The organism is Stenotrophomonas maltophilia (assembly GCF_002799155.1).
In the GTDB taxonomy this organism is placed as follows: Bacteria; Pseudomonadota; Gammaproteobacteria; order Xanthomonadales; family Xanthomonadaceae; genus Stenotrophomonas; species Stenotrophomonas maltophilia_R.
This window is the reverse complement of sequence record NZ_NERD01000002.1, coordinates 3,192,601-3,206,073: the sequence shown is the minus strand read 5'-3', so window position 1 is coordinate 3,206,073 and position 13,473 is coordinate 3,192,601. Positions and strand designations below refer to the sequence as shown.

At 67.1% G+C, this 13,473-nt stretch carries 15 protein-coding genes; 8 read left to right on the top strand and 7 right to left on the bottom strand.

The annotated features are described in order from the left end of the window. Nucleotides 1–62: 62 nt before the first annotated feature. Together B9Y82_RS15375 and B9Y82_RS15370 are read right to left on the bottom strand one after the other, a co-directional pair. A complete protein-coding gene (locus B9Y82_RS15375) occupies nucleotides 63–1,319 on the bottom strand; it encodes an NnrS family protein (protein ID WP_100473902.1) in 1,257 nt (418 codons plus the stop codon). Between the two features lie 91 nt (nucleotides 1,320–1,410). After that, nucleotides 1,411–2,469, bottom strand: coding sequence for an NAD(P)-dependent alcohol dehydrogenase (locus tag B9Y82_RS15370; RefSeq protein ID WP_100473901.1), 1,059 nt, complete (start codon nucleotides 2,467–2,469; stop codon nucleotides 1,411–1,413). A gap of 107 nt (nucleotides 2,470–2,576) precedes the next feature. Between B9Y82_RS15370 and B9Y82_RS15365 the strand changes: the two genes are divergently transcribed. Beyond that, on the top strand, nucleotides 2,577–3,461 hold the full coding sequence (locus B9Y82_RS15365) for a LysR family transcriptional regulator (protein ID WP_100473900.1): 885 nt from the start codon (nucleotides 2,577–2,579) through the stop codon (nucleotides 3,459–3,461). Nucleotides 3,462–3,512: 51 nt separating this feature from the next. Here B9Y82_RS15365 and B9Y82_RS15360 read toward each other — a convergent pair whose 3' ends face one another. Next, complete coding sequence (locus B9Y82_RS15360; RefSeq protein ID WP_100475251.1) at nucleotides 3,513–3,929, bottom strand: VOC family protein; 417 nt, start codon at nucleotides 3,927–3,929, stop codon at nucleotides 3,513–3,515. A gap of 114 nt (nucleotides 3,930–4,043) precedes the next feature. Here B9Y82_RS15360 and B9Y82_RS15355 point away from each other — a divergent pair, with 114 nt between their 5' ends. Beyond that, nucleotides 4,044–4,721 (top strand): SMI1/KNR4 family protein, encoded by a 678-nt coding sequence (locus B9Y82_RS15355; RefSeq protein ID WP_100473899.1) that lies wholly within the window; start codon nucleotides 4,044–4,046, stop codon nucleotides 4,719–4,721. A 49-nt stretch (nucleotides 4,722–4,770) separates the two neighbouring features. Here B9Y82_RS15355 and B9Y82_RS15350 read toward each other — a convergent pair whose 3' ends face one another. Then, on the bottom strand, nucleotides 4,771–5,874 hold the full coding sequence (locus B9Y82_RS15350) for an alkene reductase (RefSeq protein ID WP_100475250.1): 1,104 nt from the start codon (nucleotides 5,872–5,874) through the stop codon (nucleotides 4,771–4,773). Nucleotides 5,875–6,005: 131 nt separating this feature from the next. On the opposite strand from B9Y82_RS15350, the gene B9Y82_RS15345 reads away from it, so the two are divergent. Then, a complete protein-coding gene (locus tag B9Y82_RS15345) occupies nucleotides 6,006–6,911 on the top strand; it encodes a LysR family transcriptional regulator (protein ID WP_100473898.1) in 906 nt (301 codons plus the stop codon). Nucleotides 6,912–6,921: 10 nt separating this feature from the next. Here B9Y82_RS15345 and B9Y82_RS15340 read toward each other — a convergent pair whose 3' ends face one another. Then, nucleotides 6,922–7,434: an Imm70 family immunity protein gene (locus B9Y82_RS15340; RefSeq protein ID WP_238381617.1), complete on the bottom strand. Its 513-nt coding sequence runs from the start codon at nucleotides 7,432–7,434 to the stop codon at nucleotides 6,922–6,924. An 82-nt stretch (nucleotides 7,435–7,516) separates the two neighbouring features. On the opposite strand from B9Y82_RS15340, the gene frmR reads away from it, so the two are divergent. From frmR to B9Y82_RS15320, 4 genes are all read left to right on the top strand, one after another. Continuing rightward, nucleotides 7,517–7,792, top strand: coding sequence for a formaldehyde-responsive transcriptional repressor FrmR (gene frmR / locus B9Y82_RS15335; RefSeq protein ID WP_005411009.1), 276 nt, complete (start codon nucleotides 7,517–7,519; stop codon nucleotides 7,790–7,792). A 59-nt stretch (nucleotides 7,793–7,851) separates the two neighbouring features. Continuing rightward, the gene (locus tag B9Y82_RS15330; RefSeq protein WP_100473896.1) at nucleotides 7,852–8,961 is read left to right on the top strand and encodes an S-(hydroxymethyl)glutathione dehydrogenase/class III alcohol dehydrogenase; all 1,110 of its coding nucleotides are present in this window, start codon (nucleotides 7,852–7,854) and stop codon (nucleotides 8,959–8,961) included. A gap of 50 nt (nucleotides 8,962–9,011) precedes the next feature. After that, nucleotides 9,012–9,842: an S-formylglutathione hydrolase gene (fghA, locus tag B9Y82_RS15325; RefSeq protein WP_100473895.1), complete on the top strand. Its 831-nt coding sequence runs from the start codon at nucleotides 9,012–9,014 to the stop codon at nucleotides 9,840–9,842. A gap of 140 nt (nucleotides 9,843–9,982) precedes the next feature. Continuing rightward, complete coding sequence (locus tag B9Y82_RS15320) at nucleotides 9,983–11,428, top strand: GGDEF domain-containing protein (RefSeq protein WP_100473894.1); 1,446 nt, start codon at nucleotides 9,983–9,985, stop codon at nucleotides 11,426–11,428. 29 nt (nucleotides 11,429–11,457) lie between these two features. On the opposite strand, the gene B9Y82_RS15315 is transcribed toward B9Y82_RS15320, so the two are convergent. Continuing rightward, entirely contained in the window at nucleotides 11,458–11,928 is a 471-nt protein-coding gene (locus B9Y82_RS15315) for a hypothetical protein (RefSeq protein WP_100473893.1), read from the bottom strand. A gap of 5 nt (nucleotides 11,929–11,933) precedes the next feature. After that, nucleotides 11,934–12,380 (bottom strand): universal stress protein, encoded by a 447-nt coding sequence (locus B9Y82_RS15310; RefSeq protein WP_100473892.1) that lies wholly within the window; start codon nucleotides 12,378–12,380, stop codon nucleotides 11,934–11,936. Nucleotides 12,381–12,521: 141 nt separating this feature from the next. Here B9Y82_RS15310 and B9Y82_RS15305 point away from each other — a divergent pair, with 141 nt between their 5' ends. Further along, nucleotides 12,522–13,439, top strand: a complete 918-nt coding sequence (locus tag B9Y82_RS15305) for a LysR family transcriptional regulator (RefSeq protein WP_100473891.1) — start codon at nucleotides 12,522–12,524, stop codon at nucleotides 13,437–13,439. The last annotated feature ends 34 nt before the right edge of the window (nucleotides 13,440–13,473 follow it).

The following is a 13,473-nucleotide window of genomic DNA, read 5'->3' as shown; positions in this document are numbered from 1 at the left end:
TTGCGGTGGCGGCCGGGCATGGCCCGGCGCTACCGATGGACGTTGCCTGGCCGGCGATGCGGTCAGCCCGGTTTGCCGTCGCGTCGAGGGCTCAGGTAGATCCAGCCCAGCCGGGCCACCCATGGGGACAGTGCCAGCAGCCAACCGATGGCGGCGGCGAAATGCCACGCATAGGCATCGGGCATCAGCTCGGCAAGGATGCGCATGATCGCCACTGCCTGCAGCGCGACGAACGCGAACCAGGCCACTGCCGGCATCACCAGCGGTCGCCCGGAATGACCTTGGGTGACCCGGGTCACCATCGCCACCAGCAGGCTGCCGAACAGTCCCACGGCGAGTGCGTGCAGCGGCGCGCGGCCGAGCAGCTGCGGATGGGCGAGCATCTGGCCGATGTCCTGCAGCAGATACAACGCGAAGCTGATCGGCAGCCACGCCAGCGCCAGGAACAGGGCCACGAGCAGGCCCGGCATCGGCCCGCGTGGCCACCAGTGCCATAGCGCCTGCAGCGACAACACCAGCAGCGGCGCATCGGCCAGCCACAGCAGGTTGTCGATCTGCAACGCACTCAACAGCAAGCGCAGCATCAGCAGCGCCCACATCGCGGCCAGCCAGCGCAGCGGTCGCCACGGCACGTAGCCGTCCACCACGTTGTTGGCGAAGAACGGGATCATCCGATGCGCGACGGTGAGGTAGACCGGCAGCAGCAGGCCGAACGTACCGAGTGCCACAGTGACCGGCATCAGCGTGGCGTGGCCGCGCACCACCGCCATGAACAGCAGCAGCCCCAGCCAGCCCAACAGCAGAGCTGCATGGCAGGCGCGCGCATGCCAGTTGCGGTTGGGGCCGGCGGCCTTGAGCACGCGTCCCAGCACGATCAGTCCGGCGCTCCAGCCGGCCAGTGCCAGCAGCAGGCCGGGCCACAACCCGGGTGCCCAGCCGCAGGCGGTGGCAATCAGCAGCGCCTGCCCGCCAAACAGGCCGATGCCCACCGGCGCGTAATGGTTGCGTGACAGCTCCGGTTGCGCCATCCAACGCGGGAACACCGTGAGCAGGAAACCGAAGATGAAACTGGGCAGCACCAGGTACTGCATCAGCAGCGCGTGCAACCAGGCCGGTGGCAGTGGCGGCGGCTGCGGCGTCCACAACCCGCGCAATGCGCCCAGCCACATCGCCCACCACAGCATCGCCAGCAGCAGGTTGCTGGCGCCGATGAAGAACAGCAGTCGATGCGGCGCGCGCATCAGCATCGCAGGGGAGGGCAGGCGGGCCATGCGGTGAGTCTGCGCCTGGGCGGTTGCCGCCTCCTTGACCTTCGTCATGCCCAATGCATGGGTCGTGCCGGCCAGCGGCCGACGCGACCCAAAAGAACCCCGGCAGTGCCGGGGTTCTTCGTTCACAGTCGCCAATCGGTCAGGCGGCGTTCTTCATCGTCGCCATGTCGATCACGAAGCGGTAGCGCACATCGTTCTTCGCCATGCGTTCCCAGGCCTCGTTGACGTTCTTGATGTCGATCATCTCGACGTCGCTGACGATGCCGTGCTCGGCACAGAAGTCCATCATTTCCTGGGTCTCGGCCATGCCGCCGATCGCCGAGCCGGTCAGGTGCTTGCGGCCGAAGATCACGCTGCCGCCGGTCAGCGGCGGGTCCAGTTCGGTCAGCACGCCGACCAGGCACATGGTGGCCTCGCGCTTGAGCAGGCCCATGTACGGGTTGGTGTCATGGCCGACCGGGATGGTATTGAGCAGGAAGTCGAAGCTGCCGGCGTGCGCCTTCATCTGCGCGGCATCGCGCGAGACCAGTACTTCATCGGCGCCCAGGCGCTTGGCGTCGGCACCCTTTTCCGGGGTGGTGGTGATCATCACCACGTGCGCGCCGAGCGCCTTGGCGAACTTCACGCCCATGTGGCCGAGGCCGCCGAGGCCGATCACGCCGACCTTCTGGCCGGGGCCGACCTTCCAATGGCGCAGCGGCGACCAGGTGGTGATGCCGGCGCACAGCAGCGGCGCGGCCGCCTTCAGGTCGAGGCTGTCGGACACCTTCACCACGAAGCGCTGCTCGACCACCACGTGGTCGGAATAGCCGCCGTAGGTCGGCGCACCGCTTTCGCGTTCACGGCCGTTGTAGGTCCAGGTCGCGCCTTCGGCGCAGTACTGCTCCAGGTCATGTTCGCAGGCGTCGCAGTGGCGGCACGAGTCGACCATGCAGCCCACGCCGGCGTGGTCGCCGACCTTGAAGCGGGTGACGTTGCTGCCGACCTCGGTGACCCGGCCGATGATCTCGTGGCCCGGCACCATTGGGTAGATCGAGCCACCCCAGTCATCACGGGCCTGGTGCAGGTCCGAATGGCAGATGCCGCTGTAGAGGATCTCGATGCGCACATCGTTCGGGCCAACGGCGCGGCGCTCGAACTCGAAGGGTACCAGCGGGTCGGTATGGGTATGGGCGGCGTAACCACGGGCGAGGGACATGGGGGGATCCTTGGCGGGTTTGTCGAAAGGCGTTTTACAATACGCGCCGTAACCCGGGCCAAGAAGCCCGGATATCGGCATGATTCATCAAGTGGAACTGCACAATCATGGCCACTGACAATCTTTCCCACCTGGCCGCGTTCGCGGCGGTCGCCCGTCACCGCAGCTTCCGCCGTGCCGGCGCCGAGCTGGCGCTGTCGACCTCGGCGGTGAGCTATGCCATCCGCGCGCTGGAAGAACGGTTGGGCGTGGGCCTGTTCCATCGCACCACCCGCAGCGTGGCCCTGACTGAGGCCGGGCAGCGCCTGCTGGAGCGGTTGCAGCCGGCCTTGGGGCAGGTGCATGACGCACTGGAAGAGATGAACCAGTTCCGCGCCGCTCCGGCGGGCCTGCTACGCATCAACGCCACCCGCGCGGCGGTGCCGACCCAGCTGGGGCCGCGGCTGGCGCGCTTCCTGCACGCGCATCCGGACATCCGCGTGGAACTGACCGAAAACGATGGCCTGGTCGACATTGTCGCCGAGGGCTACGACGCCGGTGTGCGCCTGCATGAGTTCGTGCCCGAAGACATGGTCGCGGTGCCGATGGGCCCGCCGCTGCGCGGCCTGATCGTTGGTGCGCCGGAGTACCTGCGGCGGCGGGCCGCACCCCGGCACCCGCGTGAGCTGGCCATGCACGAATGCATCCGTTTCCGCTTTGCCAGTGGTCATCTGTACAAGTGGCAGTTCGAGCGCGACGGGCAGGCGCTGGAGATCGACGTGCCGGGGCGGCTGACCCTGGGCGAGCAGGGCACCGTGGTCAGTGCCGTGCTCGATGGCATCGGGCTGGCCTATGTGCTGGAAGACACCGCGCGGCCGTACATCGATTCGGGGCAGATGGTGGCGGTGCTGGAAGACTGGAGCGAACCGTTCGCGGGATTCGCGTTGTACTACCCGAAGCAGCGGCAGATGCCTGGCGCGCTGCGCGCGTTCGTGGATATGTTGCGGGAGTAGCTGCGATGGGAGATGCAGTCCCGGCCAAGGGCCGGCACCGACCACGATCGGTCATTCGACCAGCGCATCGTAGCCTTCGCGGCTGAACTGGATCAGGCAGAAGCCGTGGCCGAACGGATCGGCCAGTACGGCGATCCACCCCCAGCGTCGCGCGCGCACCGGTTGTTCGAGTGTTGCCCCAGCCGTTACCGCGCGTGTCAGCGCGGCGTCGATGTCATCCACCACCCAGTCCAGGTGCAGCGGCGTCCAGTGGCGCTCGTAGTCGCGTACATCGCCGTCTTCGGTGGCGGCGCTGCCAGCCTCGTTCTGCAACAGGTACAGTGGTGTCGGTCCACCGAGCAGTTCCACCGCGCCGGCACCGAGCCGACGTCCGATATGCAATCCAAAGGCGGCCACGTAGAAGACTTCGGCGGCGGCCAGGTCGGGCACGTCGATGTTGACGATGAAGCTGCGGGCAGTGGCGTTCATGGCGGCGATTTCCAGCATCCGGTGCTTGCAGTCTAGTCCTGCCGCCGGCTGCTGCCGGTACATCTCCTGCGCGGATTCGGGCAAGCTGGGCGGCCTCCATCGGCAAGGACATCCATGAGCGCGCTATCTGACATCGAACAGGCCACCGGCCAGTCCTTCCCGCCCTTGTTCAAGCAGTTGCATGCCGCGGGTCGATTGAGCTGGGGCACTCCCCATCCGGAATGGTCCGAGGTGGTGTTCCCTACGCTGCAGGCGGATCCGCCGGTGCTGCTGTACGCCCAGGACTACGAGCCGTTGGAACACGATGAGCTGCTCGAGGCGTGGCAGGAGCTGACCGCCGAGGATCACTACAACCCCCTGCGCACTGACCTGCAGCTGCTGCCCTTTGCGCGCACCGGCGCGGGTGACAGCTACTGCTTCTGGAGCAACGCGCCCGGTTTCAGCGAGCCGCCGGTGGTGATGGTGTGGCATGACGACGACCGCGCGGATGTGCTGGCCGCCAGCTACCAGGATTTCCTGTTCCGCAAGATGGTCGAAGCCGTTGCCGACTACCAGCCGCCGTACACGCTGCTGTCGCACGGCGAGCTGGCCGGGAATCTGCAGCGCTGGCTGCAGACCCATCAGTCCTTCCTGCGCGGCGACCAGTACGTGGCGTTGCAGCGGCTGTTCGCCCGCGTTGACGATATTGAAGAAGGCAACATCAGTGAAGACGACGCGCAGGCGATCGTCGCTGACGTGATCGGCTTTGCGCGGTTGGACGAGTCGTTCGCCTACGTGCGCGAGGACGCCTGAACCAAAGGTCGGAGCCCCGCCTGTGGTGGGGATCCGACCTCGTGCGGGATCAGCCTGCAGCCGGGTAGTCCAGGTAGCCTTCCCTGCCGCCCCCGTAGTAGGTGCTGCGGTCGGGCGTGGCCAGCGCGATGTCCCGCTGCAGGCGTTCGACCAGATCCGGGTTGGCGATGAACGGTTGGCCGAAGGCGGCGATATCGATGGTGCCTTCGTCGACCAGGCGCAGCGCGCGTTCGCGGGTCATGCCGCCGGCCAGGATCACGTTGCCACCGTAGGCCTGCTTGAACTGCTGCAGGAAGGCCTCGCCCAGCACCGCCTGCCCCGCCTGCAGGTTGTCGTTGAGATGCACATAGGCCAGCCCGCGCTTGCCCAGTTCCTCGGCCAGGTACAGGTAGGTGGCCTCGTTGTCGGGGTAGTACGGCATGTCGAAGGTGAGGTTGTTCGGCGCCAGGCGCACGCCGATGCGGTGGGCGCCGATGCGCTCGGCCATCGCATCCACCGTCTCCAGGATCAATCGCGCACGGTTCGGCAATGAGCCGCCGTAGCGGTCTTCGCGCTGGTTGATGAGTGGGTTGAGGAACTGCTCGAACAGGTAGCCGTTGGCGGCATGCAGCTCGATGCCATCGAAACCGGCGGCGATGGCGTTGTCGGCGCCGCGCACGAAGTCCTCGACGATGCCGGGAATCTCTGCGGTCTCCAGTGTACGTGCCGGGGTGGGATCGGCGTGGCCGCGGCTGCCATCGGCCAGGTACACGAACGAGGTGTTCTTCGGTGCGCTGGCGACCGGGCGGGTACCGGCGCTGACCGGTTGCCCGCCGTCAGGCTGCAGCGAGGAATGCGACATGCGGCCGACGTGCCAGAGCTGGGCGAAGATCGTGCCCTGCGCGGCATGCACCGCCTCGGTGACGACCTTCCACCCGGCCACCTGCTCGGCCGACCAGATGCCGGGCACGTCGATGTAGCCCTGGCCCTGCGGCGAGACCGGCGTGCCTTCACTGATGATCAGGCCGGCGCTGGCACGCTGCCGGTAGTACTGCGCGGTGAGTTCATTGGCGACCGCACCGGGGTTGCGGGCGCGGGTCATCGGGGCCATCGCGATGCGGTTGCGCAGGGCGGTGCCTGCCAGGTCGAAGGGGTGGAACAGGGCGGCGGTCATGTCGGTCATCTCGGTGCGGGGGGAGGAGCGCCAGGGGCGCGATGCACACAGGATGGAGTTGACATGCAGGCGCATAAAGCGCTTCGATCTCCCTTCGGACGGGACTATTTGTCCCCAATGTGGGGTGAGAGATGCTGCCGCTGGAATCGTTGAATGGCCTGGTCACGTTCGTCACCACGGCCCGCTCGGGCAGCTTCACCGAGGCTGCCGACGCGCTGGGCATCTCGCGCTCGGCGGTGGGCAAGGCCATCGCCCGGCTGGAAGCGCGGCTGGGCGTGCGTTTGTTCCACCGCACCACGCGGCGCATCGCGCTGACCACCGACGGCGAGGCGTACTACGCATCGTGTGCGGCGGCGCTGGAAGAGATCTCCGCCGCCGAGGCCTGCCTGGGTTCGGCCGGCCTGCCCAGCGGACGGCTGCGCATCGACATGCCGTCCTCGTTCGGGCGCCTGGTGGTGCTGCCGGTGCTGTTGCGCCTGTGCCGGCACTACCCGGACCTGCAGCTGACGATGACCTTCACCGATCACTTCGTCGATCCGGTCGAAGAGGGCATCGACCTGCTGATCCGTTTCGGCGGCCTGCACCACGCAGAGCACCTGGTCGCGCGTCGGCTGGGCCGCCAACGCCTGGTCACCTGCGCATCGCCGGAGTACCTGCAGGCGCATGGCGTGCCGGCTACCGTGGAAGAACTGGCGCAGCACCGCAGCATCGTTGGCTTCCGCCACGGGCAGCCGGTGTGGTGGCGGATTGGCAGTGACGATGCCGAGGGAACGTTCGTCCCGAACGCGGCCTACCAGCTCAACGACGGCGACGCGGTGATCGAAGCGGCCATCGCCGGGCTGGGCATCTGCCAGATGCCCATTTCACTGGTGCGCCGTCATCTGGAATCCGGCGTGCTGCACTCGGTGCTGGACGCACACATGCAGCGGCACATCGACATCCATGCGCTGTGGCCACCGACCCGCCACCTGCGGCCGAAGGTGCGCTATGTGGTGGACGAGCTGGCGCGGCTGGCGGCTCAGGGCGTGTTTGACTGAGCCCAGGGCGTCAGTAGCTGACGATCCGGGCGGACGTGTCTTCGCCATCCTGGAGTGCTTCAAGCACATCAATCAGAAGCGCAATCAGATCACGCCCATGTGCAGTGACGAAATAGGTCGCCAAGCTGTCGATATCGGGAGCGATATCGTCCCCCCACGGCGGACGCTGCGCTCGATCATCGAACGACCAGATGGCATGGGTCGGTTGCATTTCGGCCAGCTCAGTGCGGATGACGTACATCTCGGACAGCGCGGTGGCCGCATCTGATTTCTGCACGCAGCCGGCATAGAGCTGCTTCATGATGATCGGGAAGCGGCTTCCCCATCCATCCGGTTCCAGATTGCCGGTGATTGTCGAGAAGAACGCATACAGAAAATCGCTGCTGCCGATTTCATCGGTGATGCGCCCGAGTTGGATGCCAATACCCATTGTTTGATTCCAGCTGTTGCCGACCCAGAGCTTGCCTGACACAGTGTTGGCGGCCGCTGGATCGTCGCAAGTAATTGATTCGGTTGGATTCAAGGCTGTTTCAGAAAGCCATTTGCGTCAAGTCATAGGCTTCTATGTATACTATCCCCCAGTATAGTTCCGAGGTGGCCTCGCCATGCCGCACTCCCCCGAAGAGAAGAAAAAAGTCCTGGCCCGCGTGCGTCGCATCCGCGGCCAGTGCGATGCGTTGGACCGCGCGCTGGAAGCCGGAGCCGACTGCGGGCCGGTGCTGCAGCAGATCGCCGCCATCCGTGGCGCGGTCAACGGCCTGATGTCCGAGGTGATGGAGGCCCATCTGCGCGAGGAGTTCGGCCAGCCTGCGGCCTCTGACGAACAACGCGCCGAACGCGTGCGCGACATGAGCGCGTTGATCCGCTCGTACCTGAAATAAACGACGGCGCAACATGGCGCCGCCCATCCTGTCATTGCCTGTCTCTGGAGAAACCACCCATGAAGTCCCGTGCCGCCGTCGCCTTTGGTCCCGGCCAGCCGCTGCAGATCGTCGAGATCGACGTCGCCCCGCCGAAGAAGGGCGAAGTGCTGGTCAAGATCACCCACACCGGTGTCTGCCACACCGATGCGTTCACCCTGTCCGGCGATGATCCGGAAGGCCTGTTCCCGGTGGTGCTGGGCCATGAAGGCGCCGGCATCGTGGTGGAGGTGGGCGAGGGCGTGACCAGCGTCAAGCCGGGCGACCACGTGATTCCGCTGTACACCGCCGAGTGCGGCGAGTGCCTGTTCTGCAAGAGCGGCAAGACCAACCTGTGCGTGTCGGTGCGCGCCACCCAGGGCAAGGGCGTGATGCCCGACGGTACCAGCCGCTTCAGCTACAACGGCGAGCCGCTGTACCACTACATGGGCTGCTCGACCTTCAGCGAGTACACCGTGGTGGCCGAGGTGTCGCTGGCGAAGATCAATCCGGAAGCCAACCCGGAGCACGTCTGCCTGCTCGGCTGCGGAGTCACCACCGGCATCGGCGCGGTGCACAACACCGCCAAGGTGCAGGAAGGCGACAGCGTGGCGGTGTTCGGCCTCGGTGGCATCGGCCTGGCGGTGATCCAGGGCGCGCGCCAGGCCAAGGCCGGCCGCATCATCGCGGTGGACACCAATCCGTCCAAGTTCGAGCTGGCGCGCGCATTCGGCGCCACCGACTGCATCAACCCGAAGGACTACGACACGCCCATCCAGCAGGTCATCGTCGAGATGACCACCTGGGGCGTGGACCACAGTTTCGAGTGCATCGGCAACGTCAACGTGATGCGTGCGGCGCTGGAATGCGCGCACCGTGGCTGGGGCCAGAGCGTGGTGATCGGCGTGGCGGGTGCCGGCCAGGAAATCTCCACCCGCCCGTTCCAGCTGGTGACAGGCCGCAAGTGGATGGGCACCGCCTTCGGTGGCGTGAAGGGCCGCAGCCAGCTGCCGGGCATGGTGGAAGACGCGATGAAGGGCGATATCGAACTGGCGCCGTTCGTCACCCACACCATGGACCTGGACAAGATCAACGAAGCCTTCGACCTGATGCATGAAGGCAAGTCGATCCGTTCGGTGGTCCACTACTGAGCAACGCCGGGTGGCAGGCCGCCGTGCCTGCCACTCTTCCGGAGGAACCCATGGAACGCATTGAACATCGCGCCTGTTTCGGCGGCTGGCAGGACGTCTACCGCCATCATTCGGCCACGCTGGGCTGCGACATGCAGTTCGCCGTGTACCTGCCGCCGCAGGCGGAAACACAGAAACTGCCGGTGCTGTACTGGCTGAGCGGCCTGACCTGCACCGAGCAGAATTTCATCACCAAGTCCGGCGCGCAGCGTTACGCAGCCGAGCACGGGGTGATCATCGTCGCGCCGGACACCAGCCCGCGGGGCGATGACGTGGCCGATGCCGAAGGCTACGACCTGGGCAAGGGGGCAGGCTTCTACCTCAATGCCACCCGCGCTCCGTGGGCGAAGCACTACCGCATGCACGACTACGTGGCGCAGGAGTTGCCGGCGCTGATCGAGGCGAACTTCGCGGTGACCGATGGGCGCGCGATCAGTGGCCATTCGATGGGCGGCCATGGCGCGCTGGTGATCGCCCTGCGCAACCCGGGGCGCTACCGCAGCGTGTCGGCGTTCTCGCCGATCGTCGCGCCCAGCCATGTGCCGTGGGGGCAGAAGGCGTTCCATGCCTACCTGGGGGACAACCCGGCCGACTGGGCGCAGTGGGATGCCTGCGAGCTGATCGCCGTGGCCGGCGAGCGCCTGCCGCTGCTGGTCGACCAGGGCGAGGCGGATGAGTTCCTGCAGAGCCAGCTGCAGCCGCAGCGCCTGCGGGAAGCCTGCAATGCCGCAGGCCATCCGCTGACCCTGCGCCTGCAGCCGGGTTACGACCACAGCTACTACTTCATTGGCAGCTTCATCGGCGAGCATATCGCCCACCACGCCCAGGCCCTGCAGGGCTGAACGCAGTCCGGTAGTGCCGGCCACCGGCCGGCACCCTCCGGCGCCGGTGTGTCCAATCGGGTTTTCTGCGGTGGATCACGCCCTTGTGGCGCGCTGCCGCGCTATCGTGCGCGCATACGGCCTTGCGGATCGGGGGAAGCATGCCGGTAGTGCTGGCGCTGCTGTACGTGGTGTGCCATGGCCTGGTCGTCACCGTGTGGCCTGGGGTGACCGGCGCGGGTTCCTTCGTGTTCCTGGCCGGGGCGCCGCTGCTGGCTGCGGCCGCCTGCCTGTGGCGGGCGCGTCGTGACCGTGCCGCGCTGGGCTGGCGTGCCACCGCACTGGCGCTGCTGCTGTGGGCGGGCGGCATGGTCATGAACATGATCGACGCGCTGGGGGCAGGGCGCGCGGATGCGACGCCGCAGGCCAGCCTGTTCCTGTACGTGCTGTACGGCGTCCCGCTGGTGTTCATCCTGGCCCGCGCGCGCCGCGAGCGGATGAGCATCAGCCTGATCGATGCCGCGATGGCGGCGCTGCTGGGCGTGCTGTTCTTCGTGCATGCGCAATCGTTCGCCGCCCGTATCGACGTCGATGATTCGGCGATGGCCAGCATGCAACGCTTGTTCGACATCCAGAACCTGTGCATCGCCGGGTTCGCGGTGGTGCGATGGCTGGCCGTTGACGTGCCCGAGCGGCGCAGTTTCTTCCGCGCGTTGGCGCTCTACGCGCTGGCTTACCTGGTGGTGGCCTACTACATCAACCACTTCACCTCGGAGGATTCCTTCGGTGCCTACAACGATCTGCTGATCGATCTGCCGTTCCTGCTGCTGGCGCTGCTGGCACTGAGCCATACGCCGCTGCCGGCCTCCATGCCGCATCCACGGCTGGCGCGCACAGTGCAGGCGGCCGGGCCGATGATCCTGCCGTTGCTGCTGCTGGTGGTGGGCACCCTGGTGGTCGACCACGCACGGCCTCTGGCGGTCACCGGTTTCGTGGTGGCGACGCTGGGCTTCGGCCTGCGCAGCATCCTGCTGCAGATGGACCTGATGGAACGGCAGGCGTCGCTGGATCAGCTGGCGCGCCAGGATGGCCTGACCGGCGTGGCCAATCGTCGCCAGTTCGACGCACTGCTGCAGGCGGAGTGGAACCGGGCGCGCCGCAGCGGCAGCGAGCTGGCCCTGCTGCTGGTCGACATCGATCACTTCAAGGCATTCAACGACCAGCACGGGCACCCGGCCGGGGACCGCTGCCTGCAGGCGGTGGCTGCGGTGCTGAAGGTCATTGCCGGTCGCGGCGGCGACAGTGTTGCGCGTTACGGCGGCGAAGAATTCGCGGTGATCGTGCCGGCAAGCCCGCTGTCGGGCGTGCTGGCACTGGCCGAACGCCTGCGCGAGGCAGTGGAAGTGCTGCCGCTGCCGGAGGGGCGGGTGAGCATCAGCGTTGGCGTGGGCTACCTGCACCCGCCCGCGCTGGCCAGTGCGGACCAGCTGCTGGCCGATGCCGACGCCGGCCTTTACGCCGCCAAGCGCGCCGGCCGCAACCGGGTGGTACTGCATGCGCAGGTGCTTGACGACGAAGGCAGCGCACACGGAACGATCGACTGCTGAATGCCATGCGGCCGCGTCCGCGCGTGGGTTCAGCGCTGACGCAGCCAGCCGGCCGGGTCCAGCAATCTCAGCCCGACCGGTGACAGCGAGCGCTGTCGCAACGTCAGGTTCGCCGCGTGGACAGCACGTGCGCAGCGCGCCAACTGCTGGCGCAACGTTGCCAGCGCGTCGTCCTCGCGGGGGCGTGCATGCTGCCACTGGGCAATGCGCAGCAGACAGACCAGCAGGTCCAGTTCGCTGGCGGCAATGAAGGGAGAGCCGGCGGGTAGCAGGTCGATCGGGGCGGCGGGCGCGGCCAGCAATGGCAGCAGGGCGACGAACGCATCGCGGCCCTCGCGGTCCAGACCAAGGTGGCTCAAGCCGGCCAGCCCTTCGGGCTGCAGCATAGGGTCACCCAGCTGGCGTATCGCCACCAGTAGCGCCTGCTCGCCACGGCCGAACTGGCGGCCGAAGGCACGGTAGCTGACCCGGGTGGGAAACAACGGGGAACGGGAAGCCATGGTTGCTAGGGCTGTGGGTCGCGGGTTTCCACCAGCACGGGACAGGGCGCGTGGTCGATGGTCCATTGCCCGATCGAGGGTTCGAACAGGCGTTCCAGGCGGGACAGATGGCGGTGGCCGATCACGATCAGGTCGCACTTCAGGCGCCGGGCCTGCTCGCTGATCACTTCGCCCGGATCGCCGGAGGGAATCTGCGCGATGGCGTCGACGCCGCGCTCGCGCAGCTCGGCCAGGGCTTCGGCCAGCACCGCCTCGGCCCGCGAGCGCTGGCGCGCGGCTTCCGGGTACTCGATGCGGTCGGCTTCACTGGCATCGGCGGCCAGCGCGAATTCGGGGTCGAGCACGCACAGCAGGTGCAGGCGGCTGCGCGGGCCGGCGATGGCCGCGGCCAGGTCCAGCACGCGTGCGTGCTGGGGGCCGCCGTCCAGGGCGACCAGCAGGGTGTTGAACATGGATGTCTCCTTGGCAGGCCGGGGATGGTCGCCGATGTCTCCGCGCGCACCCATGCCGTGCGCGGCAGTCAATGAATGCGTATAACGCAATCCACTGAGGTTACACGTGTCGTAGAGTCATCTGATTTACGGGAGACTGTCATGCCCCTGCCGGACCTGAACCTGTTGCTGGCACTGGACGTGCTGATCGACGAATGCAGCGTGGCCGCCGCCGCGCGGCGGATGAACCTGAGCGCCCCGGCGATGAGCCGTACCCTCGGCCGGATCCGTACCGCCCTGGGTGACCCGGTGCTGGTGCGAGCCGGTCGCGGGTTGGCGCCCACGCCGCGCGCCCTGCAGCTGCGCGAGCAGGTCCGCGACGTCATCGAACAGGCCCACCGTGTTTTCCATGCGGGCCGCGAGATCGACGTGGGTACCCTTGAGCGCACCTTCAACGTGCGTGCCAACGATGTCTTCATCGGTGGCTTTGGCGGTCGCCTGCGCGAGATATTCCGGCAGCAGGCGCCGCGCGCGGTACTGCGCTTCGTGCCTGAAGGCGATACCGATGATGATGCGATGGCGCAGGGCCGGATCGATCTGTACATCAGCACCGCCGGCAAGCACGCGCCCGACACCAAGGTGCAGAACCTGTTCAGTACCTCGTTCATGGGTGCTGCCCGCGAGGACCATCCGTTGTTCGATGGCGAGATCAGTGCCGAACGCTTTGCCGCCTGCGATCACATCGCGGTGTCGCGCCGTGGCCTGCCACGCGGACCGATCGATGACGACCTGGCCGCGCTCGGCCTGCAGCGACGGGTGGCACTGATCAGCCCGACCTTCCACGGTGCGATTTTCGCGGCGGCCGAATCGGACCTGATCCTGCCGCAGATGCCGAGCGTGATGCTGGAGCGCATCATCAGCATGCGCCTGCCGTTGCGCCTGTTCCCGCTGCCGATTCCGGTGCGCACGGCGGCCATCGTGCAGGCCTGGCACCCGCGCCTGGACAACGACGCTGCCCACCAGTGGCTGCGCCGCTCGATCAAGACCATGTGCGAAAGCGTCGAGGACATCCGTCGCTGAGGTTACGGGCGTGCGCCCGACGCACGCCTGCGAT